This window comes from Verrucosispora sp. WMMA2121 (assembly GCF_027460185.1).
GTDB classification, from domain to species: Bacteria; Actinomycetota; Actinomycetes; order Mycobacteriales; family Micromonosporaceae; genus Micromonospora; species Micromonospora palythoicola.
Map to the genome: position 1 here is coordinate 1758639 of NZ_JAPZBH010000006.1, position 26774 is coordinate 1785412.

Sequence of the window (26774 nt, forward strand, 5' to 3'; positions counted from 1 at the left end):
CATGCGGACGGGGCATCGAGGTCACCACCATAAGCTTCTCGCTGCTGCAGAGGGCTGACTAACGAGGGGTCGACCGCGCAACCGCGGTCAGCACACCCCGACAGAGTAGTACCTGACACGGTATCGCCCACGTCTGACATTCGGTGCAAGCGATCTAGATGCCCTGGGATCGGTCAGCGGATTAGCGGGTTAGGCCTTGAAACAAGTCGATTAGATTTGATTAGTCTGGTTTTGGCAGAAAAAATGCTTTTGCGTTTTTCGCCATACTTCTCATGATCGGTTCCGCAGTGTTGGGCCGGATGACATCACCCCCCAGTACCAGGGAGACAGGACCCGTAGGCTGTGCTCTGGCGATCGTCAGGCTGGAGATCGGAGACCGCCCGTGGGAAGAGCGCTGGCTGCACAAGAAGTCAACATTGCGCGCGAGTGGGTCGCGGGTAAGAAGATCGAGTCTTTCCGGGTGTACGGCGTCAACTCGTTAAAAACCTTGGCGCCCTCGCTCGACGACCTCGTCGGCGACCAGATCGTGGACCTGGTCGCCCAAGACGACGCTCGGCGGGTCGACGTGGTTTGCCGCGTCCACGTCATAGCCGTCGACCTTGAGCGGACCGGGAAAATGGCGGCGTTGCGCGAGACCACCGCATGGAGTCCGGCCGCCGGGACACCTATGCCGACCGGACGAATGACCTTCGAAGACGGCACCGGACTTGACTTCAGGGAGCCAGCGAAGACGAAGCGAATCACGTTTGCCGTGCGTCGTCGCTGACCGCAACTCCTTGCTGGCCGAAACACCACGCACGCCAGCACGCAGATCAGAAGCTTCCTGCCGGCCTTCTCAGTACCCGCCTGCAGCGGTCGGGGGCGGGAGATGAGCGTCAAGGTTCCACAGCCCAGCCGATGACGCGCGTTCGGCCACTTCCTCTTCCTGTGTGCCCTACCCGACCAGAGGTCGTCGCGAAGCAGCCGCCAGCCTCCCTCGTAGCCGCACAGAGGTGTGCAAGCATCGCTGCATGGAGGTCCTACCCGGCTCCACGAGGCCGCCCGCCTCGGTACAGGGGTTGTTGGACCTGCTAGAGAAGGCGGAAGGATCTGTGCAGGTTCTGGACCCCCCAGAACAGGTGAGAGCGGCCTGGCGTCGACTCATCCATGCTTTGCGGTCTGGCGGACATGTGCCCAAGGGCTGGCATCTGGTTCACCGCGGCCGCAACACCGGTGACCTGGTTATCGAGCTACGGCGGGGCCGCCACCCGAGCAAGCAGTACCTGCCGGCAAGTCGCTCATCAGTGCCGGTCCCCGAGTTCCTGGTGGATCCTCATCCAGTCATCGACCGGTTGCGTGAGCAGCCCAGCCGCCTACCGGAGTCTGACGAGAACCGCTCCCGGACGCTGTTGCTCCTGCAGGCGCTGTGTCTGGAGGCGGAGAAGCGGGAATGGGCCGTCAGGTTCGATACGGACGCGCTGCTGAGCGTGGTCGTCGACGAACAGCCGCTCGAGGTGCGGGTACGGGAGGAGAAGGGAGCCCGCTGGATGCTGCGCCTGGTGCTCACGGTCACCGACGCCGACGCCGGTGTGGCCGAGTGGAAGGACTACGCCCGCAAGCGGCTTGAGGACGAGTTGCCCGCCGTCCTGACGGACCTGCGCCAACGTGGCCGGCGGCTACGTGACCGCCGCGAAGCTGCAGCGCGGGCGGAGCAGGTGCGGCTGCAGCAGGAACGCGACCGGGTGGTGACGGCGCACCGCGACCAGATCCTGCGGCAGCAGGTGGCTGCGTGGCTGCTGGCCGAGGACATACGCTCCTACTGCGCAGATCTCGTCAACGGCGGCATGCGGATCGACGACCCGTGGCTGGCGTGGGCACACACCTACGCCGATGACCTTGACCCGCTGGCCGACCCGCCCGGAATTCCCAGCGACCCACCGTCATCGGTGGCCGTGCCGACATCGAGACAGCAGCACGTCGGGAGGACTGCCTCTGCGGCGCCGCCCTATCAACCGTGGCATCCGAACCGCCGCTGGTACCACGGCTAGTAGTGCCAGTGGCCCGCAGGCAGGTACGGCCGCAGGTCATCGCGCTCGGGCTTTGGCGTCGCCGGCATGCCCTCCCGGCTGAGCCGGGGATCCACGTGGTCGGCATGCTGCAAGATCCACGTCGCCCAGGCCCGCACCTCCTGCGCACGGTCGGGCTCCAAGTCGTCAGCGACCGCCGCTAGCGCTGCCGCGTAGGCGCGGGCGTCGTCGGCGAACTGCCGCTCGCCAATACGAGCCTGGATGGTCTTGCGGCGGTGGTCCTCGGTGAACTGGCGTTGGGCCTCATCTTCCCGCCGCTGCCGTTCCCGTCGGCGCTCCTGTTCGCGGCGCTCCTCGGCCTCGCGGCGCGCGATCAGGAGGTCGGCCCACCGCTCGATGTGGGTGAAGATTTCGCCGAGTTGCCTGTGCAGGGGTTGGTCGGCGGTGTCGGTCCAGGTGTCGTAGCCGCGGCGCCGCGCCGGGTGCACTTCCTTGATCGTCAGCTGTAGCGGCTTGCCGCGCTCCCCGTAGAGCTGGAGCGGGAACTCATCCCGGCCGATGCGCAGGATCAGCTGGCCGTTGTCGTAGTGGTCCCGTCGGTTGTGCCGAAACAGCGTCTCGTACCCGCGGAACTCGGCCTCGGTGATGATGGCCTGCCAGATCTGGCGCATCCGCTGCACGGGCCGACGCTTGTTCGGCATCAGGTAGGGCCGGTGCTGGTAGATCATCCGCTCGGGGAAGTCCAGCGCCTCGGTGAGGTCCTGCACGATCGGGTGTGGGCGGCGCACCGTCGAGGGGACCGGGACGATCCGGCCGAGGAACTCCTGGGTCCGGGGCCGTGGACGCGGAGGCGGAACCCACTGCCGGGTTGGCTGATCCGGTGGCGCCAACGCGGGCGACTCGACGCCCCGGCGGTCGACCTCCACAAGCAGCAGCGACATGCCACCCGGAAACGACCAGCTGCGCAGCCGGTGCGGACCGGCTCGCAGCAACCGCAGCTTGGCAACTTTCGCCGCGTGTCGCCACGCGGCCAGGGATTCCTCGTCCAAGCCCTCCAGCTTGAGCCGGCCATGCGCCGCTCTCACCCGGTCGAGCACCAGCTCCGGTGTCACCTCCATCACCGTCTCCTTAACGATCCCACTCGCTATGCGGGACGCGTTCATGCTGGCCAAATTGCCGTAGCGAATTCGCCTCCGGACGCTCAGGCACGGGCATGGCTGAGTTCCTCGATGCACTCGTCGATTGACTAGCCAGAGCCGGTGGTGCGCTGGGCGCCGTCGCCAGCTGGCTGGGGCTGCTGCTTGGAGGCTTCGTCCGCGCTCGCCGCGCGAACAGCGGCCGTCGGCGCCTACGGCCCCAGCTCCGAATAACGGGGATAGGGCAGACCGAACCACTCCGCGAACGGTGGATATTCGTTGAGTGCCGTGCCCACCTCGGGGGTGGGCTCAGGGGCGCGCCACGGCGCTGCGGTTCGCCCATCAGGCTCTAGCCCGTAGCGGCGCAATTGCTCCGCCTCGGCCCCTTTCAAGCGGAACTGGAGATCGATGAGGTAAGCACCTGCCAGGCACGCGTCGCGAAGCACCCGTTCGGCCTCCTTCGCGCGCCCGTCCTTCTCGAGTACATCAGCCAGCGCCGACAACACTTCCGTCGTTGGTTGCGCCACGCCACGCAGTAGTCGTTCCGCCTCAGCAGTCCGCCCGGTTTCGGCGAGCATGCCGGCCAGTTCGACGAGCGCGTGCAGGTCCTCGGTGGCCGTCTCGCGAAGGAGCGCCTCGGCCTGCTCCGGCTGACCGGCTTGCCGCAGGAAGTACGCGACCCGAACCGGCGCCTGGGGTTTGCCACCGGCGGTCAACCGCCCAAGCACCTCGTTCGCCTCGTCGTGATGCCCGAGGTGCATGAGTTGGCCGGCAACATCGATTAGGACTTCTTGGTCGTCGGTGGCCGCACGCTGCTGGAGGACATCCGCCGCATCCTCGGTCTTGCCTAGGCGGTCTAGCAGGTTGGGCAGCAGCAGATTCGCGTGCTTGTCGCCGGCGTCGGCGGCCCGCCGCAGCCAGCTTTCGCCTTCTTCGAAGAGCTCGGGATCGTCGTCGAGTTCGATGCCGTCCTCGATGAGCAGTCCGGCGAGCCGCTGCATGGCCCAGGCATGGCCCTCTTCGGCTGCGTGTCGCAACAAGTCGTCCACTCCGCGCCACTGGTCGGCCTCGATCAGTAGTTCGATGCAGTGCTGGAGGGTATCCGCGGGGATCCTCTGGACAAGGGTCGAGCGTAGTGTCTGGCTCTCCTCTGCGCGGCCGAGTTCATCCATGAGGCCGGCGAGCAGGATCGCGGCGATCGGGCTGCCCTTGGCGGTCTGCTGGTGCAGCAGGGTTTCCAGATCGCCTTGCTGGTCTTGCTCGTACAGCACGTTGGCCAGCACGACGAGCGCAGGGGGGTCGCCTTGTTCGGCGCGTCCCGTCAACAAGCGGTGGGCCTCGTCGCTGCGTCCGCTGTCGGTGAGCAGGTCCACGAGCCGAACAAGAGAGTCAAGATCGTCAGGGTTCGCGACGAGTTGTCGCAGGTGTCGCTCGGCGTCAGCCGGGTCTTCGTGCACCTCTTGACCCGAGGTCGCGTCCCACACGTACCGCTGTGCGAGCGACTTGATGGCGCCCTTATGGCCGAGTTCGGCCGCTCGTCTTACCCAGGGGTCGCTCTCGTCGTGCCGGCCGAGCCGGCTGAGGAGCACGCCGATGGCCATGGCCGCGCCGGGTGAGCCCTGGTTGGCCGGAGGCGCGCAGAGTGTGACCGCGTCGCGGTAGAGGTGGCGTTCCTCGGCTTCCCTGGCCAGGCGTAGCTGGTCCTCAAGCGGGCCTGGGTCGGCGAGCAGGACGGTCCACAACTGTGGGGGCAGCGGATACATATGTTGCTCGGGACGCAGGTGCTGAAGGAGGTAGTCGGCGAGCACGTAGCCGTCGGGCTCGCCGAGGTCGGGCTGAGACCGCACCGGCGTCAGCGGAGCGATGACGCCCTTGACCATCCGGGTGACGTAGGCGATGGACGCGGCGAACCAGGGCGTCGTGCGGGCCCGTTGCTGTTCGTCGAGATAACCTGCCGCCGCGTGTTCGAGCATGGTCGCCGACAGCGGGGCGGCGCGACCGGCGGCGCGGGCATCGGCTGCGGCGAGCATGAGCGCTCGGGCGTACGGATCGGCATCCTGGTAGGCGGCGATGAGGTCCGGGCCGGCTGCCAGTGCTTGGGTGATCCGATTCGAGGATCCGGCGGTCGCGATGGCGTCGCGGAGGCGTGGATCGGAGCGCGACCGGGCCAGTTCGACATCGGCGGGTAGGAATGTCGGCGGCACGTCGATGCGGACGGCTCGGGCCAGCAGTGTTCGAATCTCATGGTGCGGATCGGCGTCGCCCGGGTTCGGCTGCGTGGTGAAGCGTTGCCAGTACTGCGGCCACAGGGTGCCGATCACGACCACAGGCGCGTTCGATCGCAGTATCTCCATCAGGGCGACGGCCGCCGCCTCGCCGTGCGGGGAGCTGAAATATCGCTGCGCCTCGTCAAGCCAGATGACTGAGGGTGGACTCGCTGGCCGATCCCGCAAGGCGAGCGCGGTAGTGGGGAACTCCAGCGCCCAGTCCGGCAGGCACGTCAGGACCGCCTCGTATGCGGTGCGCGTCTTCCCGGTCGACGAGCCACCGACGAGGACGACGAACACCCCGTTAATGGGCATGGGGTGCAGCAGGCGGCGAAGGTTCGCGTCATGGCTTCGACCGACGTAGTCCGGCAGCGTCGTCGCGACCTGCTCCGCCGGGCTGATAGAGCGGTGCACGCCCAGGTCGAAGGGCTCCCAGTCGACTACCCGGCGCTTCGGCGCTCCGGCCGCGCTCCGCCGCTCACGCAGGGCTTCGTTGACATCATTGATGGTGTCCATGGCCTGCGCCAGGACATCACCGGGCGTGAGGAATTCCGCGAAACGTCGGCTGATCTCGGGATAGGCGTCCAGGTAGGCGGACAACTGATTGGCGTCCCACAAGGCCCAGCCCTTGAGGCCGAGGCGCTGCCCGTAAGCGCTGAGTAGGTCGTTGACGCGGTCGATGCCGCCGCGCCCCGCGACGCTGGAAAGGCGGACGTTCGTGGCAACGATCAAGTACTGCGGGATCCGGCCGTCGGTGACGCGCCGCCGTCGCGGATCAAGCCACTGGTCCAACTCGCTCGTGAGGGTCTGGCACAACCATTGAGCATCGGCGACACCACCAGCGGTCCGGCGGCACTTCGCCTGGAGGACGCCGTAGCCGCACCAATCAGGCCGAAGCGACACCTCGCCGTCGAAGGTGGCCTCGCGGCCACCGTCCGGTCCCGCGCCGAAAGCCTGGACCGCTGGGCCCAGCACTCGCACCGCGAGCGCCCTACACAACTCCTCGAATCGCCGCTCGTTGAGTCTGCTCAGCTCGTATGCCACAAGACCATGATGAGCCTAAACTCTGACGCGCTACGTCCCCGGTGGACAGCGGACATGTCCAACGAGGCAGTAACAAAGGGCGGCTCCAGTAGACGACCGCCTCTGACACTCGTGGTCCACATGCCTGCAGCTCCCCGTTCGGCCGCCCTCGACGGCCCCGGGGAACCTCAGGTCGTTCGGCGGTTGGCTCCATGTCGAACCCTGCTGGTTCACTGGCCGCAATGACTGACGAAAGAGGCGTGGAGTGACCAATCAGCCGGACGAACCCTCGCGGCAGCACCCGAGCCTGCTGCGGGTCGCCGCGTGGATCCCTGACATCGACGAGAACCTGGAGCGGTGGGAGGAACTCGAGCAGATTGCGGTGCAGTGGATCGAGGAGCAGGCTGCCGCCGACGGGGTGACCCCGGTGGTGTTCTACAACGCGGCGAAGGCGCACGGGGGCCCCGGCCCGGTCCACCGGCTGGCGAGCCGCTACCGGTTCAGCTACCCGCTCGACCGAAACCGGCCTCGTGGCGCTGTAGTGGCGTTCCACCCGGACGCCCGGTCGCTGCGCCAGGCGACTGACCTGGCGCGCGGATCGGCACTGGTGGTCTTGGAGAGTGCGATGACCCCGCTGGCCGGATGGGCTGCCGGGACCCGGGCAGAGGACTTGTCCGGGGTGTATCCGCAGGTGCCGGCGCTGGACCCCGAGGCGCAGAAGGCCCTCGACCGGGCCCTGTTCTTCGGCGGGCACAACAACTGGACCGGAAGTCACGAGCGTGAGCACGCCCGCAAGGCAATGGACGCCGTGCTGCGCGGCGGGCTGATCGACGTCGACACTGCCGTGGGGTATGCCCTGGCACACGCAGGGGTCTCGGAGGTGGGCGCGAAGAACCTCCGCAGCAGCCTGGAACGCAAGAGGCGGTAGTTCCACCCCGGGGAGACAGAGCAGATGAAAGGTACCGAGCCGGCCTCACGTGCCGAGGCCGACGCGCAGCTGCGTGACCGGGCCGAGCGCCTCGTCCGGGCACAGCTAATGACCCGGGAGGATCAGGACTTCGCGCGCAGCCAGAAGAGCATGATCGGCCAGACGATGCGGGAGTACGGCGGCCGCTTCCTGTTCGAGCTGATCCAGAACGGGTACGACGCGCAGCCGCCGGACGCCGGCAGCGGGCGCATCGCGGTGGTGTTGGCGCGCGGCGAGGGCACACACGGCACTCTCTACGTCGCCAACACTGGGCGCGGGTTCACCGCCAGCAACGCCCGGCGGATCCGCTCACTCGGGCTGAGCGACAAGCCGATCGGCGAGGGTATCGGCAACAAGGGTGTCGGCTTCAAGAGCGTGCTCCAGATATGCGCGACTCCGGAGGTCTACAGCACGCTGGACAATGGAGATCCGGGGTTTTGCTTCCGGTTTGCTACCGAGGACGACGTGCCAGGGCTGGTTGGCGCAGATCCGGTGCTCACTCGGCAGATCATCGACGAGGTTTCGCTCTACAGCATCACGTTGCCGGCCGAGGGGACGCCCGCTCGGGTGGCGGCGCTGTGGGCCGACGGCTATGCCACCGTGGTGCGGCTGCCGCTCGACGAGGGCGCCGTCGATGCGGTGGCCGAGCGCCTCGACGAGCTCGAAGCGTCAGAGGTGCCGCTCATGCTGTTCCTGAAGCGGCTGGAACGTGTCACTGTCCGGAGAGAGGACGGTTCCGCCAGCGAAGAGCGGGTGCTTACCCGGGTACGCAGCAGCGCGCCGGTGGCGGCCGATGACTTCGCCTGCGACCTTGTGACGCTGGACGAGGACGGCACTTATCTGGTGCTGTCTCGGCGGGTCGATCCGGCCGCCTACCGGCGTGCGGTGCAGGAGGCGATCGACCGGCGTCAGCTCGACCCCAGGTATGCCGAGTCGACGGCGGCGGTCGACGTCTCGGTCGCGGTGCCGTACGGGGCTGCGGACGCGCATGTCGGCCGGCGTTACACCTTCCTGCCGATGGGCCGTAAGGCGCCGTCGCCGTTCGCGGGGCACCTCAACGCGCCGTTCTTCACCGACCTGTCCCGCACGGACATCGACGAGGCGAACCCGCTGAACCGGCTGCTGCTCACCTCGGCGGCGGGACTCTGCCTCGACGCGGCCGAGGCGCTCACCGGCTGGCCGGACGACGCCGCCCCTGCGGCTGTGCTCGATCTTTTGTGCTGGGACGACGACCGTCTGGGGCTGCTCACCTCTCGCGCGGAGGAGCAGGGCCGGCCGCTGGGTGAACGCCCGCTGTTGCCCGCGCAGGCGGCCGGCCGCTGGCTCACACCAGCTGCGGCATGGCGCTGGCCCGTACCCGACACAGGCATGCTGACCGCAGCGTTTGCGACAGCAGCCAGCGGCGCCGAGTTCCTGCGGGAATTGCCGATGCGCCGGCAGGCGCGGCTGAGGAGCCTGCTGTCGCGGCTCGGACTTGACGTGACGCCGGAGCCGGAGCGTCTTGCCGGCTGGGTCGAGCAGATGATGGCGGTGATGCAGCGCGACCGCCGCCCGATCAGCGACTGGGACCGGGCCTACGCGGACGTCGCGCGTCTCTTCGAGAAGGCGCCCGAGGCGTTGCGGGCGCGGCGCATTCTGCTGACCGACTCGGACGAGCTGGCACCGTGCGCCGGCCGGCGGGCCGGCGAGACATCCGCGAGCCGGGAGGCCGCGCCGTTCTTCCCGCCGACGACCCAGCGGATCGTCGACGAGGACGACGTCGACCCCGGCGCCGACCTGTCGCTGCCGGCAAGCCTGTCCAGCCGGCTGTTCTATTTGCGAGGCGATCTGACCTGGCACGTCAACCGGCAACAGACCCCGGCGCGCAAGTTTCTGCAGGACAACCGGCTTGTGCGCGGCTTCGAGACGCGGGGGATCCTCGAACACATCCGTGCCGTGCTCGCCGACAGCCGCGCGCAGCGGGTCGCCCGGGACGCGCTGACGTTCGTCTTCAACCTGAGCCGCAGCGGTGCCCGCATCAAGACCGACCTGGCTGCCCTGGGCTTGCGACTGCCGACTGCGATCGGCGTTTGGATGGCCGCCGAGGACTGTCTGTTCTCGTCCGACTGGCCGGGTACCACCGGCAAGGAGCTGTCCGCGATCGCGGCCACTCCAGAGGACCGGTCGGCCGAGTTGTACGCGCTCGCAGGCCGGTTGCTGGCACCTCCGGCGCAGGTCATGCGAGCCGGCGACCCTGTTGCCGACTGGGTTGCCTTCCTGCGGCGCATCGGCGTTGGCGAGGTGGTGCCGCTCAGGTCTGTATCCGACGGGCGCGGGATCTACGGCAGCAACCTGACCCGCGATCGGCTTTCGGCCGTGCCCGGGCTGCCCGATCCGGTCCGCGACCAGTGGGCGAAGGTCCTGCCGACGACGTCCGCTGCGTGGTATCCGTCCACCCCCTACGTGGTGAAAAGCCCGCTCTGGTGGATGCCGGGACAGGCCGACTGGGAACGGTTGACCGACCGGGTGCGCTTGCACCTGGCACGGCAGATCCTGCGCGGACTCAAGGGCGCCTGGTCGGCCGACGCCTTTGCGACCGTCTGGGAACGCGACCGGCCCGGCGACAAGAACCCGCAACGGCGGTGCACGCCGCTCGGCGCGTTCCTGCGTACGGTGGCCTGGTTGCCGACGCAACGACCCGGCCAGAGCGGCGGGGCTTTCGCGACGCCGGCCGAGTGCTGGACGTTTCCGGTTCGCAGTGACGACGTGCCGCCGCGGTTCGCGACGCTGCTCGCAAAGCCGATGCGGGATCTGCTCGACGACGACCCGGTGGCGCTGCGGCGACTGACCGAGCTGGGTCTGGGCGTGTGGGGCCGGGACGCCGATGCCCCGCGTTTGGTGCGCCACCTGGGCGCGCTCTTTCACGCCGGCGCGGTTACCGAGATGCACGCGGCGCAGTTCCACAACACGTACCGGGCGGCGTGGGTGGCCTGTGCCGCCCGTGGCGCCGAGGTGGAGCCGTTCCCGCCGGACACCCGGGGCTACCTCGTTGTCGACGTCGGCGGCTCGTCGACAGCCCTGCCGCTCGAGTCGGCCAGTGGCGACCAGGAGCCGCCCGACGTGGTAGTCGCGTCGCGGGACGACGAGCAGAGCCTGCTCCGGCTGATGGCCGACTTCGGGTGGCGGGTCCTCGAGGTAGACGCGCATCCGGAGACGGTCACCGCCGTCTTGCGCCGCCGCCTCGGCGAGCGGGTTTCACGTGCCAGCGGCGTCACGCCGGTCGTGCTGCTGGACGGATACGAGTTCGGCCCGCCGGCCGTCGCCGGCGCCCGACCGATCGTTGGCATCCTGCCGTGGCTGCCGCTGTTCGCGGCGACGCTGCTCGAACACCAGCGCAGCCAGTTCAGCCGCCTCGGTCAGCGGGCGTTCGACGACACGCTCGACGCGTTGCGGCGGGTGCGGGTCGCCTTCGCTGGCACGGTCGAGGTACGTCTCGGCGAGGAAACCCGGCGGCTTCCGGACCGGCTGCACGGGGTGCTACCGATGCCGCACGCCGCGCATCCTTCCCTGATCGTCGAGGGCGCGGAGACGGAGCTGGACTGGGACATGCTGGAGGCGATGGCGGAGCCGCTGGCATACCTCATCGGCCGGCGGGACTACGCCCGCACCTTCCGGTGGGCCGCAGAGCGGACCCGGCGGGTCGGCGTCCCCGTCGCCCAGCTCGCCGACGACGACGTGGCCGAGATATGCGACGTCACGGCCGAGGACGTCCGGACGATGGCGCGGCGAATCCAGTCTTCCCTGCGACCCTTACTACATAGGCTCTATCCCGTCGTCGCGCATTACCTGGACGCCGAGTCGGCTGCGCCGTTCGACCCCGACTCACCGGCGGTGGAAAGCGAGCAGGAGGCCCGAGACCTGCTTACTGCGCTGGCCTACCGACTCGACCACGAGCCGGATGAGCTGTTTGCCGCCGCGCTCGACGCTCCGACGCTCGCGGCGCTCCAGCAGCAGCTGAAGATACCCGTACGCGAACTCAACGCCACCCTGTCCGGCATGGGCGGGCGCTATCCGCTCATCGACTACGGCGCGCAGCACTCCGAGGACTTCGCCGACTACGTACGCCACCATCGCGACTCCCTGCTTGACCGGCTGCGCTGGCATCGGTGGGACCGCTTCGCGGCCAGCGACCCCCAGCCGGACTGGCCCCAGCTCCGGCGGGTTGAGTTGCTCGCCCCGGACCCGGAGTGGGGCACCACCGTCGACGTCCTCTCGACCGATCTCATGGCGGCGCGCGTCGAGGAGGAACTCACGGCGCGGCTGGGCGAACAGCCGCCAGAAAGCGGCCCCCCTCTGCCGCGCCGCAGCGACTGCGCCAAGGCCAACGCCGAGCTGGTCGACACCGCCGCCGGCAGGCTGGCCAAGCTCGTGCGCGCCTGGCTCGAACGGCACAGCCGCCCGGTCCCCGCGCCGTGGACGGACGAGGCGTCGGCAGGCCCGGCGCTGCGCGCAACGCTCGACTCGGCCGGCGCGCTCGACTTCGCCATGCTGACGCTTCCGGACGTGCTCCGCTGGCTGCAAACTCTCGGCGTCTGGCCGACGGACATGCCCGCGACCGATGACGTTGACGCGCTTGGTCTCACCCCCGACGACCTCGACCGCCAGAAAGCCGAGGAGCGGCAGCAACGCGCCGAACGGGAACGGCAGCGGCGGACCGTGAACATCGACGACAAACCATTCGACCTTGACGACGGCTTCACCTCGCTGCGCGCGGCTCTCGACAATTCGCTGGACCGAACACCCGCGTTCCTGGCCGCTCCACGCAGGTTCACCGGCCTCAAGGAAACCGACGCCCGGTCCGGCCCCGGCGGCCGGATCGCGGGTGGCGGCTTCGGCGGCGGTGGGTTCGCGTCCGAGCTGTCAAGCCTGCAAAAGCTGGGGGTGGGTTTCGCTGGCGAGTGGTTCGCTTATCGATGGCTGGAGCGGCAGTACGGCGCCGACTTCAGCCCGGAATGCTGGGTATCGGGATACCGTGAGCGGGTCTACCCCGGCACCGGTGACGACAGCCTGGGTTGGGACTTTGAAGTCCCCGGCCGGCGCGGCAGCTGGTACTACGAGGTCAAGGCCACCCTCGCCGAGGGCGGTCGAATCGAGCTGGGCGAGACTCAGGTCATCGCGGCGCAGGAGAACGCTCGGAACCGGCGGTGGCGGCTCCTAGTGATCACCAACGTCATGAATGAGAACCGCCAAATCCGTATGCTCCCGAACCCGTTCGACCCGGCGAGCCGCGGCCGGTATCGCTTCGTCGGCCAAGGTCTGCGTCTGGAGTACCGCTGGTTGTGACCGCCCGCATCTACACGGGCATCCTTGAACTTCGTTGTCGCGTAGAGTTGCTGAACGGTTTCGGTTCGTGTGACCGAACGCCTCTTAACCACGCCGCCCTGCAGTAGTGGAGCCCGACATCGGCCGATGATGCCGAAGGGCTGAGACCCCGCCAGCGGCAACGCTCACGCCTCATGTAAAAGGCTCACTCACCGCGCATGGGGCGACCGCATGGGGCGACCGCATGGGTCCGCCCGCTTCGTTTCTGCCTGCCTCACGTAGAGGGCGTCGCGAAGCAGCTACCGGCCTCCCTCGTCGTCGCACAGAGGCGTGCAAGCATCGTTCCATAGATGCCATGCTCGGCTCCACGATGCCGCCCGCCACGGTGCAGGGTGAGGTTGCCGGTAGCTCGGAGACTCGCCGCTGGCCGGGCATCCAGGGAAGGATTGCTCGGCCTGGTCATTTCCACATCCGGTCGGTCCCGACATCGACATCAGTGCCGGTGATGACCACGTTGGTGGTGGGGAGTTCAGTGAGGGCCGCGGTGAGATTCCAGGACACGGCGAGAAGGAACCGGGTGACCACGTGTGCTTCCACGTCGATGTAGACGATCTCAAGGTCGGGGGCGTCGGGATCGACGTCGTGCACGAGGGCGCTGTAGTGAGCCTCTAGCTGTCCGCTCACCTGGCAGGTCATACGCTGCCGTCGCGGCGGATGTCGGCGATGTCCATCAAGGCCGTCAGACTGTCGGTGCTGCTAGATACGACGCCGGCGGTGTCGCCGCATTTGTTACGTATGGCCCACTCGAGCGATGCCTCTGCATGGGCGACCATCTGGCGCATGCCGTCCTCGATGAGCCCCGGCCAGGCCCTACCGCAGATCTCCTCCACCCACGCGTACCGCGCGCGGCCTCGGGCATCGAGGTTGAAGGACGACCGCATGATGTCACCGCTGAGGTACAAAACGAGGCCGCGGTACACGAAGAAGTCGGCCCGGTCCTCGTCTAGCAGCGCCAGGGTCTGCACGACCGCCGGCGCGCATTCCAGAAACTCATCGCGGACTTTGGGCCCGGTCAGGTCCGCAGTTGCGGCGTCAATGAGCGCGCGGCCGACCGTGACGGCCGTCTTGTGGGCCTTGACCCGCCGGACGACCGCCGGCGCGTGCCGGGTTGCGTCGACCAGCTTCGCGTGCACGACAGGTGCCTCGAGGTAGTCGCCGTCGCTCTTGTCGTTGTTACAGGACGCGCAGATCGGGCCGAGGTTGGCCGGCTCATGCAGGTCGAAGCCAGCGGGCAAGTGGTGCCGCACGATGAGGTCGGCGAGCCGGGCCGGGGTCACGGTGCGCGGAATGATGTGGTCGATTTGCGAGGTGGAGACGGTCAACGGCTCGCCGCGCCAGTAACAGCGCCATCCCCACTCCTCTAACAGTGCCAGCCGCAGCACGCGGTCGTCGGCCCCGCCATAGCGGACCGAAGCCGGAGCACGGCGACGGGTGGTCACCGGGAAGGCCCGGCGTCGGTGGCGGCGAGGCCGCTGCCGGCCAGGGCGACGTGCTGCTGCTCGGCGGTGCTTCGGGCGGCCTCGACCGGCTGCGAGCCCCAGCACCACGGCCTGCCCTGTCGTCCGTCCGTACCAGGAAGTCCCGGCCGTGCCGCCGAAACGCGGACGCTTGTCGTCTTCGGCGCAAGCGCCGTGATCTTGATACGTTCCGAGGATACGTCGTCACGCGCGCGGTACGCCCACTCGTCGCCGACAACAATGCGGGATGGGTTCAATCCTCACTGCAGCACCTTTGCAGGTCTAAGCGGTTCTGGTCAGACCTCAAGGTAGCGCGGCAGGGAGGTTGCAGGGCGGCCGCTGTCATCTAGTCCGAAACGCTTGATCCGGTAAGCCGCTGTGGGATCGTGGGCATGCTCCCGCAGCTTCGCTAGCCTCTCGACCGCCCCGGGGACGCCGAGTTCGATCGCTTGCCGAGTCAGCTTTTCGGCGCCCGCCGTGTCTCCGTCGTGAGCGCGTATGTTTGCCAGTCTGGTCAGCGCCCAATCTTGGTCGTACTCAGCCGCCTGTCCGCATAGGCGCTCGGCGCCGTCCCGGTCACCTGATCTGAGCCGTAGCCGGATCAGCTTGTCGTAGGTGCGAAGGTCCCCGTACTTGGCAGCCTGTCGGGCGAACTGCTCCGCGCGCGCGTGGTCGTTGAGCTGGTGATGGCGTCGCGCCCGGTTGGCGAAGGCCCCGTAGTGGCCCTTTTCGACGGCCTGTTGGTAGAGGAGCTCCGCGCTCGCGGAGTCGCCTAACCTCTCGCGCAGATCCGCGAGGCTGACCAACACTCCCGTGTGGCCAGAGTCTACGGCCTGCCTGTAGAGATGCTCGACCGCAGAAAGATCGCCGACTTTCTTGCGCAGTTTTGCTAATCTGATAAGCGCGAGGCTATTGCCATTGCCAATGGCTTTTCGGCAAAATTTCTCAGCACCTGCGAGGTCACCCGCCTTTTCTAGCAGCTGCGCCACGCGAACGAGGCCATGGGTTCTTTGCAGCAGTCTGGCTGCATGTGCTGCGAACTCCTCTGCTTCGACGCGGCGACCCACTCTCCAAAGGAGATCGGTCAGGTCTTCAACCGCTTCCCCTCGCCCACCCTCAGCCGCCTGCCGGTACAACACTTCAGCGGCACCAAGATCGCCTCCCCGGTGACGCAGTCGAGCCGCAACGTACAGGATGTCGGGATCCGCTCTGTCAAGGAACTCGAAACAGATCGCCTCCGCGCTGGCAGCATCCTCGGCACGCTCCCACAAGCGGACGAGTTGAGTAACCGCCCTCATGCTTCCCTTGCTCACTGCCCGCAGATAGAGGGCTATAGCTCGCTGGTAACGGCCCCGGTTGTCCGCGTGGCGGGCGATCGTGAAAAGCAGGCTGGCGTCTTCCACGACATCTCCAACGGCTTCCCAGAAACTGGCTGGCGGGAACCTGAGCGCCCGCTCCCTGCTGCCGATCTGCTCGACATGGTCGGCCAACCGGTAGGAGGGACGGCCACTGCCCTCGGCTGGGTGAGGCCGTGGTCGTATACGCGTGAGTAGGCTGACTGCTCCCCGGCACTCCTCGCCGGCATATCGGAGGGCCTCGCCGAGCCAGTCATCCGAGGCCCGGTTCCACTCATGGTCATCCAAGTATCCATGGGCTGCCTTCTCGAGGAGGTCTCGTGGGATGTCCGATGGATGGCCGAGGCGACGAGCGTCGATGGCGACGTCGACTACCGCCCGGGCCTGCGGTTCGGCAAGGCGGTACTTGTTCTCCAGCTCCGGTGCGGCGGCAAGATATTGAGTGACGCGGCCACCATCGGAACGTTCGACGGCATGGCGCAATCGGGCGTCTTCGGCCCTCGTCCGCAGTGTGGCCAGTTGCTCCACGGTGAAGCTCTCAGCGACCTCGATACAGGTTTCAGCCAGGAGCTCCCGGGCTTGTGAATACAAGTCGGGTCGGTCGCGGCTGGGCTGACGGACCAGTTCGTTCCACTGTTCCCGCCACGCCGTAGCGAGGACCAGGACTGGTCCGCCATCGGGGCTGTTGAGTAGACGCCGCAGTCCTGCGGCGATACGTTCGCCCGCCTCGGGATCTGTCGGAGCGAGGTACCGCCGCACCTCGTTGAGCCATACCACGGTGTAGGGGCCGACCCGGTCTAGCTTTTCCAAAGCCGCATCCACGTGGGTGGGGCTGTAGGGATGCCATAAACGCCACCGGCCAGGCTGCCGCTCGTTCAGATAGAGCACCGCCTCCCAACAAGCGCGGGTCTTTCCGGTAGACGATCCAGCCACTAAAGTCGCCATTCGACTCTCACCCTGGATAACGTCGTCGACGATATCCCGCAAACGCGAGTCATGCTCTCGCTCAACGTACGGCGGCAGTTCTGACTTGCGGGGATTGCTGAGCTCAATACAACGGTGGACGCCCAGACTCAAGGGGTCGCATGCGTCAATCCGGGAGCCTGGAGGAGAAGCGGTGGTTCTGACTCCCTCATTGGAAAGCGCCCGGCGCCAAGCGGCCATGTCGCCTCCGGAGCGGCGGGCCGCATAGGCGCGAGCGGCCACCGTGAGGAGCGCCATGGCTCTAGCTGCGGCATCCGGCTTTTCGACTAGGGAACGCAGCAGGATAGCCCCCAGACGGGCGTCCCGACCAAGTACCGGTTCGCCGATTAGGATGTTCTCCGCGTCAGCGGCATCCACATGCCAGATCACCGCATGGTCGAGGAGCCGCTCCGCAGCTTCGGTTGGGAGGTCGGATGCTGCCAGACAAAACTGTTTTCTCACGAGGTCCAACACGTTTTGCTGCTCACCGGTCGGAGCTCCGCCATAGGGGTCTCGCCGCCGATTGAGTGCCTCCCTCAAAAGCTCGAGTGGACCTGTCAGATGCCCCACGGCCAGTACCAGGCCATCGCCTGGCTCGACTCGCCCATCGCGGATCATGCCGACCCACTGTTCGATGACCGGCTTGAGGCCCCTTCCATCGGCTCCCACGCTCAGCTCATGCTTCGCCTGTACCCAGGCGCGACCACCGAGGGCAAACTCGCAGTAGATGTCATCCGTGGGCTCGTCAACTTCGAGCCTGACCAAGACTGGAGCCCCGCCGCGCTGCGGGAGGAGCCCTTGAACTTCCTCTTCGAGTAGACCGTGCACCACGATGAATGCGGCTGCCGCTGCCCGGTGGGCGCTGCCAACCTCGCCAGCCGATCCGCCGATTGCGCCCCGTGCCGCAGTAGTCACAGGTCCAAGGCTGCCGAAACGTTAGGAGAGCCGCAAACCCGCTTCCCCATACCTCGCCTCCCGCAAGAGGCGGGACCAGCAAAGCCGCCCCTGACGACGCGCACGTAGCCGAGCAGCACACCACCAATACGTCGCACCGTCCCAACGGGAGACCAGTCCGAAGCCGACAAGCGTGCTGCGGGCCAGTGCGCCGTGCGCCGAACGTGCTCAGGGCGTGTAGGCCGGCGGCGGCAATGAAGCCGGCGGTGACGCTGGCGAGACTGTAGATCGGGGGCAACACCGGACCCGCGCCAACCGCTGCCCGGCCGTGGCCACGGCTGCCAACGGTACCCACGACTCACGGCCTCCGGCATTCCGAGATGAGAGCCGGGCGCTTCATTGCGCCACGCCCTCTACTGAAGCCGAGCCGCGATTTCATTGCGGATGTCTTCATGAAGCATTCCCGCAAGAAAGTTCCACTTGCGCTCCTCGATGAACTGCCCTATGGCGGTCTCCTCCAGACCTATCCCATTCCTGAGAAAAGCCTCCTCGATGCGAGCATCGACCAGACTCATCCGGTCAGCAGCCCCCTGCGTGCCTCCAGGAGTCCTCGCCATCTCCCGCCACAGTGGAAGGTCGACGCGCGGAATCATGGCTAGTCGCGCGATGAAGTCTGAAGGAAGCAAGGCTTTGGACGGCCAGTTATCCTTGGCCTTCTCCGCGAAGGCACCTCCGTCAAATTTCAGAGCAAGGTCCCTCAGGACTTCCAGCTCAAAGGCACTCCGCCCCTGCTCCTTGGACACCTGATACGAGCCTTGCGCGACCTTGTAAGCCTTGACGGCGAGGAAAAGCGCCACTACCCTGCAAGGCTCGACGGCGCATCGAATATTAGCCCGACTAGCTCCACACGTTTCATTGAAGCAGCGCCTGCCGACCGGCGCTGACCTCCGACCTGCGCGCTTCGCCCTTAGGGGTCTCGTGCAACCACTAGGCGTGCACCTACGGGCCTGCCCGGCCTCCCGGGTAGTGCGGTGAAGGGCAGGGCAAAACATCCTCCTAGGGTCAGGCGGCAGGGGTCTTTGTAGACCGAATCGTTACAGTTGTCCCGCTCGATCGCGGGAGGCGTCCGCAGACTCTCTTACCCTTCCCCGTATGTAGGGGCTCGTCTTGTGAACGCCCGCGCTACGGCAAGTCGGCAGCCGCCTCGTCGGCATTCTCCACGGCTCTGCCTCAAAACCGCCACATGCTACGACCAGGCGACCGCCTGGTCACACCGAACCCAACCCGCCACGGCTTTCGCCATGAGCTCTTTACCTCACTGCAAAGAAGCACCGACACGCCTGGCTGACGTGCGGCCCAACCGTCGGCTGACGGATCACACCCGGCCGATGGCGGGTCGCCCGTCTGGTGGGTCTCGCATCGGCAGACGTTCAGCTACGGTCGGGCAGTACCTGACCAGGGAAAAGGACCAGTCACGTTGGACACCGATCCGGGCGCCTACCCGCATCCGCAGCCTCAGCAGCCGCCCTACCCGCCGCAGCAGCACCTGCCACAGCCTTATCCGCCCCCGGGTTACTCGCCACAGGGCACCCCACCGCTGCCGCCCTACCCGCAGCACCACCTGCCACAGCCTTATTCGCCGCAGGGTTACTCGCCGCAGGGCGCCCCACCACAGCCGCCCTACCCGCAGCAGCACCTGCCACAGCCTTACCCGATGGTCGTGTACCCGCCACCGTCGCAGCCGGTCGTCTCCAAGACGTCGCTCAGCACCGGGGCCCACATGGTGCACCTGGTGCTCACGATCTGCACGTTCGGCGTCTGGGCGCCAGTGTGGATCCTGCACGCGATCTTCGCGCAGCGGCGTACGACGACCATGTGAATGGTGCCACCAGCCCGCGGAGCTGCAGCCGGTTGTAGGACGGGGCCCGCGGTAGCACCCGTCACGGCCGGACCACAATCCCTCTGCCGCGCGCGGATTATGGTTTTGGCACCGCCGTGGTCAAACGTATCCCCAAGCCAATAAAGACCGCCGTTGCCCAACAAATCGCCGGTCAGGTGCCCGGCGAGGCCGCGTCAGTCGTGAGTACCGATGCCCACCTGGACGTACCTGCCGGGCTCCCTCATGACACGGAGGCCGTGCCGCTAGGCCCAGTCGTAGACCGTTGCTTGGGCATCGCGCCATTACGCGACGGCAGCGTAGTGCAGGCCAACTGCGGGAAGCAGTGATGATCCACCGGCCCGCCCCCTCATCGCAGGCGTCCCGCTCGCCGGTGACGGCGGCCGTCAGGGCCTGGTCGATGACGGCGCCGCCGCCGGCGGCGGGATCGGCGAGGGTCGCGAGCACCTCAAAGCCGGCAGGGCCCCGCCGCAGGACCGTCACCTCCGCCCGCGCGCCGACGTCGCACACCCCGACGAACGACCCGACCGGCCACTGCACACCGGTGGCTAGCAGATGCTCCGCCACGGCCACCGGGGCTTCCACCAGACGTGGTTGTAGCAACTTCGGCCCGGTGCGCGACCTGCCGCATCCAGGTACGCCGCCGTGCCCCCACCCCGCCGGCACCACCAGCCGCACGTCCCGCACCGGCCCACCCCGCGACCCGCTCCGCCTCGGCCGCCGTCCGGCCCAGGGGCGCCGCCGCCAGCTCCAGCGCATCCACACGCGCGGCATCGATGGCGAGATCGTTGTCGGATGGGCGGCAAGGGCTCGGAATGAGCTGGCTCGGCTGCTCTGCGGCGGCCTGCCACGCCCGCTGCCCCGTCCACACCTGCCCATCCTCGGTCAGGAAACACGCTGCTCGGCAGGTAGGGCAACCCGTCGATCGACAACGGCGACGCGCTGCCGTCAGCCCAGGCCAAAACGGCGACGGTGGTGGCGCTTCCGCAGTCGATCGACAGCCGCGCTTCCCCCGCCCGCACACCCATAGTCCGACATGAGGATCACAGCGCCGTCACGTCCAATCACTCACAGGAGGTGAAGGGCGGGCCCGACCCGAGTCCTGCCCGGTCGAACGCCATCGATGTGCTTTTACTCGCACGGGCAATGCCCAGCCGTTGGCGTCGTGATCCACGGAATCTAGGGCGTCGACGCCCGGGAGGCGGGAGCCACCTTGAGCAACGCTACTGCGTCGCGCGCTGCCGCTGGCGCATGCTTCCGCGGGCCGCCTACGTCCATCGGCCGGCGGCTCGTTCGGCGAGTGGGTGATTCATCGCGCCCATAGCGTTGCGACAAGCATGGCGAGTGCCATGACAGCGCTAAAAGTGAACGCGGCCACGCCGCCGAAGGCGCCGATCATCGCGGCGCGGCCGAGTCCGGCGAGTCGGGTGAGTGCCGCACCGGCGGCACCGGCGATCGGGGGCAGCACAGTGGCGAGCACGACCACGACGATCACGAACCAAACTTGCTCTCGCATCATGTTCTCCCTGATGGCGCGTGTCTTGTGGCAGCGATCGTCCGATCGGCAGCGTGCGTTTCCCAAGCTCATGGGATTTGGGAATCGCGGAGCGGGCGCCTCCGCAGGTGGTGGCGGATACTTAACGCACCGCATCCCACGTGGGTCCAGGAAGGTGAAGCGTGGCGAAGGACTCGGCACGAGGCGCAACGGCCCGCGAACTGCTCGATGCTCTCCGGCACTATCGGGACGGCGCCGGTGTCACCAATGCCCAGCTTGTGAAGCACGGCGATGGCCTGCTTAACGACTCGACGGTCGGGCGCTACCTGCCCGTTCGGCGGGATGCCGTTTCCCCGGGCACGTGGCCGGACTGGACGAGGTTCGTCGAGCCGGTCCTCCTTGCATGTCTCAAGGTGCAGAAGATCAGCGAGCAGTCGCTTGAGCACCGGCGGGTCATGGACGAGTGGATCGAGTTCTACACCCGGCTCGGCGGCGTCCGGCCGCAGTCCGTGGCGCCCGGCCAGCCGCGTCTCGTCACGATGCCGAGGCCCGATCTCCGTCACCGGATTGTCGGCCGGGACAGCGCACTGCGGGCTCTGCGCAAGCTGCTTCGCCTCGGCGAACCGAATGCGACGAATGTGCCCCCGGTGACGCTGCGTGGTCTCGGCGGCATTGGCAAGACAACGCTGGCGATGGTGCTGAGCGACGAGCGCGCGGTGACGGATACTCTGCCGGATGGGGTGCTGTGGGTTTCACTGGGACCGAAGCCGCCGATTCACGCGCTGTTGGACCAGTGGGCCCGCAGGCTGGAGGTCGACCTGTTGGGTGAGGAGGACAACGGCGCGCGCAGCGAGCAACTGCGAAAGAACGTTCGCGACCGCCACTACCTGATCGTCGTAGACGACGTGTGGGAACCGGCCCATGCCCGCTACTTCGATATCGGCGGTCCGTGGAGCCGGACGCTGTACACCACACGAGAGATCAACGTCCTCTCGCCGCCGAGCCATGCATACCCGGTGGACGTTCTAGAACCAGGTGCGGCGCTCGACCTTCTCACCGACCTCGCGCCCGAAGCAGTCGAGCAGGACCGTACAGCCGCGGAAGACCTGTGCCGCCGGATGGAGTACCTGCCGCTCGGTATCAAGTTGGCCGGCCTTGACCTGGCGATGGCCGTCGTGCCCGGCCGCATACGACGACTCGTTCAAGGGCTGATCGAGGAAAGCGAGCGCCGGCTGGCGCTGCCCCAAGAGGAGGGACGGCTCGGTCTGGGCGACGGGCCGGTGCCGCTCGGCGCGATCCTCGGCATGAGCGTGGACAGGCTAAGCGACGAAGACCGAGAACGCTTTGCGGATCTCGGGGTGTTCGGCGGCGAACCTCGCACCTGGACGATCAGAATGGTGGCCGAGTTCTGGGAGTGCTCGGAGGAGGAGGCCGAGGACACCGTCAGCAACCTGGCCCGCCGTGGCCTGGTGGAGCGGCAGGCTGACGACCGTTACTGGATGCACGCCCTGCTGGCTGACTACGCCGATGCGCTCGCTGGGCAGATGCCATGAGCCGCCGCGACCGGAACAGGATCCGTCATACGCGGCAGTTCCTCAATCTCGTTGCTGCCGATGAGGAGGACACCGAGGCGATCCGGCCGGCACTCGACCAGGTACTCGCCGCCTGGGACCGCGCCGACGACGACCCGGACACGGCCGTCGCCTTCACGCTAGCGATGCGGCGCTTCTGCGATCACGCAGATCTGCAGGAGGAGTACGTGCGGCACGGCGAGCATGCCCTCTCGAGCGCCGCTGGCAACGACCGCTTCAGGTTGCTGATCAGTCTGGGACAGGCCCATGGCGCGCTGTGGCACTGGGACACCGCGCTGGGGTACTTCAGGCGGACGCTTTCTGAACTGGGACCGCAGGACGACCCGGATTTTCGCGGCTTTGCGCTGAACAACATCGGCCGTGTGCAGGCCGCGACCGACGACTACCGGGGGGCCGTGCGTTCCTACATTCAGGCGATCAAGGCATTCACAACGCCCGATGGCGACCGCGAGGGCCTGGCGACGGCGCTGAGTAACCTCGGTCACGCTCACTCGCGTTTAGGGAACCGGCAGGAGGCGCTGGACCTGCTTGAACGTGCCCTCGACGAGGCACCCTATGACGATGTCAGGGCGCCGATCCTCAGGCATCTCGGCTGGACCCACGCCGACCTGGGGCACTCAGCGGAGGCGGTCGAGCGGAACGAGCAGGCCCTGGCGCTGTACCAGCGGCTGGGCGATGACGCCGGCCACGCCTCCACCCTGAACAGCCTCGCGTTGCTGCACCACCAGCTCGGCGACCCGCGGAGAGCGCTCGCCATGCTGCACGAGGCGGCCGAAATCGAGGCCGGGCTTCCCCCGACTCACGACCGCGTCACCACGATCGGGAACCTCGCCACAATCCATGCGGATCTCGGCGAGACGGACAAGGCCGAGACGTACTTCCTGCGTGTGTTAGCTGCGGCGCTCGCCGCCGGGTCGCGTGAGAGTGAGGCCATCGCCCACAACAACATCGGCCTGCTGCGCTACCGCTCTGGCGACAAGAACGGCGCCGTGGCTGAGTTCGACCTTGCGCTGCCGCTCTTCACCGAACTGGGGCTAAAGGAGGGGATAGCCGCGGTATATGCAAACCGCGGGCTTGCTCGCCTCGACCGCGACGATATCGAGGAGGCGCTGCGCCTGCACCGCGAGATCAGCGACGTCAACGGCGAGGGCCAAACGCTCAACACACTCGGCCTGATCCACCAGCGGGACGGCGACGACGAGGAAGCGCTGCGCTGCCACGAGAGGGCACTCGCCATCCACGAGGAGACTGGCGACCTGGACGAGCAGGCCACCTCGCTGGTTAACCTCAGCGTGATCCTTGAGAGGCGGGGCGACACAGTCAAGGCGGCGGGCCTGCTGCGCCGCGCCATCCGGATCGAGGAGCAGATCGACAGCCCGGAGCTCGCCGAACACCGCGAAGCGCTCGACCAACTAGAGCGGGGCTAGGCTGGCCAGCTCAGCTCCGACGACCTCGCCTTCTCTGGCGACCTCACCCCACGCCGCATCCACGACCCGATCGCCGACGTCACCGACATCGCCCGCGAGGAGGGGTTCCGAGTCCATCCAGCCAAGACCCGCGTCCGCGGTCGGGCCGACCGGCAATTCCTCGCCGGACTCGTCGTCAACCATCATCCCGCCGCACCACGCGACGAATACGACCGGCTCCGCGCCGACCTCCACAACGCCACCCGCACCGGCCTCGCCGGCCAGAATCGGACCGGCCACCCGGCTTTGCTCAATACCTCATCGGACGGGTTCTCTGGGTCGGCCATCAGCATCCGGCACGCGCAGCCAAACTCGCCACGCTGCGGCCCACGCTCTCGCGAGACCGTAAACTGAGGTGGCGCGACACCTTCACCGGATCTCGATGAGGACGCGTCGAAGCGACCGAAGCATCGCCTGAGCAGGACTTACGCCCGTTCTGCTGATCTTTCGCAAGCGAGCACAGCAACGCGCGTGTGCGACCCACTAACACGAAAACAAAATTGGAACCGGCAGCTAGTCAGCCTCCGGGTACAGATAGAGCGTCGTCTTAGGAAACCGATGCTCTATCCCCTGAGCTACGAGGGCGCGAGGGCACAGTCTAGCGACCTGGGTTCACCTGGGGTGGCAGGGCGTGGCCCACGTTTCCCGAGACGGTTGTTGTAGCAGCCCAGGGAGTCTCTACGCGAGTTCACGCAGCGCCACCTCTGCTGATCTTGGTTGTTCAGGCTAGTAGGGATCTTCTGCGGATGCAGGCCCAGCAGCAACACGAGGTAGCCGTGGACACCTTCATGAACCGGCTCGCCCGCACGCCCGCAGATGGAACATCAAACGACCGCATATCGAACGCACGTTGGCCCGCAGATCGAAAGCCGAAGTCCTCGCAGATCGAAAATGCGGCCGCTATGATGACGCCCGTGCCCACACCGCACCTGATCCCCCGCCGCGCCGCCGCGCAGGTCAATGCTGCCCTGGCGGACACCCGCGTCGTCTTGATCAACGGAGCACGCCAAGCAGGCAAGAGCACCCTGGTCCGCCTCGTTGCCGGCGATCGTCTGGCCGAGCGCCGCGATCTTGATCGGGCTCAGGACCGGGCAGCGGCGATCGCCGATCCGGTCGGATTCGTGGACTCCTCCGAACTCCTGGTCATCGACGAGATCCAGCGCGCTCCGGAGCTGCTGCTGGCCATCAAGGCTGCCGTCGACGAAGATCCCCGTCCTGGCCGGTACCTACTCACCGGATCGTCTCGGCTGTTCGGCATGGTGGCTGCGCCGGACGCGCTGCCCGGTCGGATGGAAACTATCGAGCTCTGGCCGTTCTCCCAAGGCGAACTCGACGGGGCCCTGGACGGATTCATCGACGCCGTCTTCGCGCTCGGCCCGGACCTGCGACACGAGTCGGACGTGACCCGCGCCGACTACGCAGCCCGAATCGTGCGCGGCGGCCTGCCCGAGGCCACCACCCGCACCGACCCGCGCCGCCGCCAACGATTCCTCGACGCCTACGTCCAGGCGCTCATCGACCGCGATGTCCGGCAGCTGTCCGACATTCAGCACAAGGGCGAGCTACGCAGGCTGGTACGCCTCCTCGCGGCCAGATCCGCGACCATCATCGCCGCCAACTCCCTCGAATCCGCCCTCGGACTGAGCCGGCCGACGATCGCCCGCTACCTCCAAGCCCTGGAAGAGATCTTTCTGATCAAACGGATCCCGGGCTGGTCCCGCAACCTGGGCACCCGGGCCACCTCCGCGTCGAAACTGATCTTCGTCGACTCGGGCATCGCCGCCAACGAGATCGCGACCGACGCCCGGGCACTGCTCCGGCCGGGCGCACCGTTCGGCCCGCTGCTCGAATCATTTGTCCTTTCCGAGCTGTCCCGGCAACTCACCTGGTCCGAGCAGTTCGTCGACCTGTCCCACTACCGTGACCAGAGCAGGTACGAAGTCGACGCGGTACTCGAAAACAGAGCCGGTCAGGTCGTCGGGATCGAAGTCAAAGCAGCCACCACCGTCGGACCCGACGACTTCCGCGGCCTACGCCGACTGGCCGACCGCCTCGGCAATGACTTCGTCGCCGGCATCGTCCTCTATACCGGAACCGCCACGCTGCCATTCGGCGACAGACTCCGTGCCATGCCGGTCAGCACCATATGGCAGGTTTCCGCCTCGACAGCAGACTGACCTGACAGCATCAGCGCTCCATCGAGCCCGGGCAGGCGTATGGCATGGCGGCCCATGACGGCTGGTCGCCGGACGCCACCGGTCTGGCTCCTGGCCAACCGACGCTGCAGCGGCTTGAATGGCGGTGTGCAGGTCAGCAAGCACGGGCGGAGTTGGCGCGTCGGCACCGCCGCCGACGTGAGTTGGATCGCCGGTCACACCACTGCCGGCGTCTCGATCACCACCGCCATCCCACCGGTCTTCGACGCCTACGCCACCACGTACCAGGCCGACGAGGTCACCGCCGCCACCTACGAGCAGGCCCTGGTCGAGGACCTCATCACGCACACTCCGGACCAGCCGTGGTGGCTGGCCTACCTCGACACCGGCGCCCACGACGTCGTCTTCCCTCAGGCCCCGAGGGTGTTCCTCTACTGGGACTGGCCGTACGTGCTGGTCGAGGCCGGTCCCGAGCAGGCCCTCACCTGGCGCACCGGTGGGCACATGCGCCACGGCCGCGGCACGCTACCCGATCTGTTCTTTCCCGCCGACCGGTCATGGCTTGTCTCCGCGCTCTGGGACGACACCTGGACCTGCATCGGCGGGCCGGCACCACTGATCCACACCCTGGAGCGCGACCCGGTGGCCAACGCCCGCCAGGTCCGACCCGACGAGGACGCGCTGCCACCAGGACTGGTCCGCGAGTGACGATCAAACCAGGACCGAGCCGACCCAAAGG

At 67.4% G+C, this 26774-nt stretch carries 17 protein-coding genes; 9 read left to right on the forward strand and 8 right to left on the reverse strand.

Annotated features, from left to right (window positions below; translation table 11 throughout):
• Positions 1–382: 382 nt before the first annotated feature.
• Positions 383–766, forward strand: a complete 384-nt coding sequence (locus O7605_RS16940) for a hypothetical protein (RefSeq protein WP_269740077.1) — start codon at positions 383–385, stop codon at positions 764–766.
• Between the two features lie 325 nt (positions 767–1091).
• Positions 1092–2027 carry a hypothetical protein gene (locus tag O7605_RS16945; protein ID WP_269740078.1) on the forward strand — a complete coding sequence of 312 codons (936 nt, stop codon included), beginning with the start codon at positions 1092–1094 and terminating at the stop codon, positions 2025–2027.
• Here the strand turns inward: O7605_RS16945 and O7605_RS16950 are convergent.
• Positions 2024–3103 (reverse strand): hypothetical protein, encoded by a 1080-nt coding sequence (locus O7605_RS16950; protein ID WP_269740079.1) that lies wholly within the window; start codon positions 3101–3103, stop codon positions 2024–2026. The two genes, O7605_RS16945 and O7605_RS16950, sit on opposite strands and share 4 nt — an antisense overlap.
• Positions 3104–3354: 251 nt before the next feature.
• Positions 3355–6453 carry a tetratricopeptide repeat protein gene (locus tag O7605_RS16955; RefSeq protein ID WP_269740080.1) on the reverse strand — a complete coding sequence of 1033 codons (3099 nt, stop codon included), beginning with the start codon at positions 6451–6453 and terminating at the stop codon, positions 3355–3357.
• A gap of 244 nt (positions 6454–6697) precedes the next feature.
• On the opposite strand from O7605_RS16955, the gene O7605_RS16960 reads away from it, so the two are divergent.
• Both O7605_RS16960 and O7605_RS16965 read left to right on the forward strand, forming a co-directional pair.
• Positions 6698–7360, forward strand: coding sequence for a hypothetical protein (locus O7605_RS16960; protein WP_269740081.1), 663 nt, complete (start codon positions 6698–6700; stop codon positions 7358–7360).
• A gap of 24 nt (positions 7361–7384) precedes the next feature.
• Positions 7385–12721 carry an ATP-binding protein gene (locus tag O7605_RS16965; RefSeq protein WP_269740082.1) on the forward strand — a complete coding sequence of 1779 codons (5337 nt, stop codon included), beginning with the start codon at positions 7385–7387 and terminating at the stop codon, positions 12719–12721.
• A 438-nt stretch (positions 12722–13159) separates the two neighbouring features.
• Here O7605_RS16965 and O7605_RS16970 read toward each other — a convergent pair whose 3' ends face one another.
• From O7605_RS16970 to O7605_RS16985, 4 genes are all read right to left on the reverse strand, one after another.
• On the reverse strand, positions 13160–13384 hold the full coding sequence (locus tag O7605_RS16970) for a hypothetical protein (protein WP_269740083.1): 225 nt from the start codon (positions 13382–13384) through the stop codon (positions 13160–13162).
• A gap of 8 nt (positions 13385–13392) precedes the next feature.
• Positions 13393–14199 (reverse strand): HNH endonuclease, encoded by an 807-nt coding sequence (locus O7605_RS16975; protein WP_269740084.1) that lies wholly within the window; start codon positions 14197–14199, stop codon positions 13393–13395.
• Positions 14200–14513: 314 nt separating this feature from the next.
• A complete protein-coding gene (locus O7605_RS16980) occupies positions 14514–17450 on the reverse strand; it encodes a tetratricopeptide repeat protein (RefSeq protein WP_269740085.1) in 2937 nt (978 codons plus the stop codon).
• Positions 17451–17842: 392 nt separating this feature from the next.
• Entirely contained in the window at positions 17843–18286 is a 444-nt protein-coding gene (locus O7605_RS16985) for a hypothetical protein (RefSeq protein WP_269740086.1), read from the reverse strand.
• 620 nt (positions 18287–18906) lie between these two features.
• On the opposite strand from O7605_RS16985, the gene O7605_RS16990 reads away from it, so the two are divergent.
• Positions 18907–19308, forward strand: a complete 402-nt coding sequence (locus O7605_RS16990; RefSeq protein ID WP_269740087.1) for a hypothetical protein — start codon at positions 18907–18909, stop codon at positions 19306–19308.
• A 1327-nt stretch (positions 19309–20635) separates the two neighbouring features.
• On the opposite strand, the gene O7605_RS16995 is transcribed toward O7605_RS16990, so the two are convergent.
• Entirely contained in the window at positions 20636–20842 is a 207-nt protein-coding gene (locus tag O7605_RS16995) for a hypothetical protein (RefSeq protein WP_269740088.1), read from the reverse strand.
• Between the two features lie 161 nt (positions 20843–21003).
• On the opposite strand from O7605_RS16995, the gene O7605_RS17000 reads away from it, so the two are divergent.
• Positions 21004–22374, forward strand: coding sequence for an NB-ARC domain-containing protein (locus O7605_RS17000; RefSeq protein WP_269740089.1), 1371 nt, complete (start codon positions 21004–21006; stop codon positions 22372–22374).
• A complete protein-coding gene (locus O7605_RS17005) occupies positions 22371–23840 on the forward strand; it encodes a tetratricopeptide repeat protein (RefSeq protein WP_269740090.1) in 1470 nt (489 codons plus the stop codon). The genes O7605_RS17000 and O7605_RS17005 overlap by 4 nt, the downstream gene beginning before the upstream one ends.
• On the opposite strand, the gene O7605_RS17010 is transcribed toward O7605_RS17005, so the two are convergent.
• Complete coding sequence (locus O7605_RS17010) at positions 23826–24119, reverse strand: hypothetical protein (RefSeq protein ID WP_269740091.1); 294 nt, start codon at positions 24117–24119, stop codon at positions 23826–23828. The genes O7605_RS17005 and O7605_RS17010 overlap by 15 nt on opposite strands.
• 665 nt (positions 24120–24784) lie before the next feature.
• Between O7605_RS17010 and O7605_RS17015 the strand changes: the two genes are divergently transcribed.
• The gene (locus tag O7605_RS17015) at positions 24785–26056 is read left to right on the forward strand and encodes an ATP-binding protein (RefSeq protein ID WP_269742661.1); all 1272 of its coding nucleotides are present in this window, start codon (positions 24785–24787) and stop codon (positions 26054–26056) included.
• A gap of 126 nt (positions 26057–26182) precedes the next feature.
• Complete coding sequence (locus O7605_RS17020) at positions 26183–26743, forward strand: hypothetical protein (RefSeq protein WP_269740092.1); 561 nt, start codon at positions 26183–26185, stop codon at positions 26741–26743.
• Positions 26744–26774: the final 31 nt, after the last annotated feature.

Bases quoted from the DNA above. Each gene is read 5' to 3' on its own strand.
- O7605_RS16995 (WP_269740088.1), bottom strand. From the start codon at position 20,842: ATGCGAGAGCAAGTTTGGTTCGTGATCGTCGTGGTCGTGCTCGCCACT.
- O7605_RS16965 (WP_269740082.1), top strand. From the start codon at position 7,385: ATGAAAGGTACCGAGCCGGCCTCACGTGCCGAGGCCGACGCGCAGCTG.
- O7605_RS17005 (WP_269740090.1), top strand. From the start codon at position 22,371: ATGAGCCGCCGCGACCGGAACAGGATCCGTCATACGCGGCAGTTCCTC.
- O7605_RS17015 (WP_269742661.1), top strand. From the start codon at position 24,785: ATGACGCCCGTGCCCACACCGCACCTGATCCCCCGCCGCGCCGCCGCG.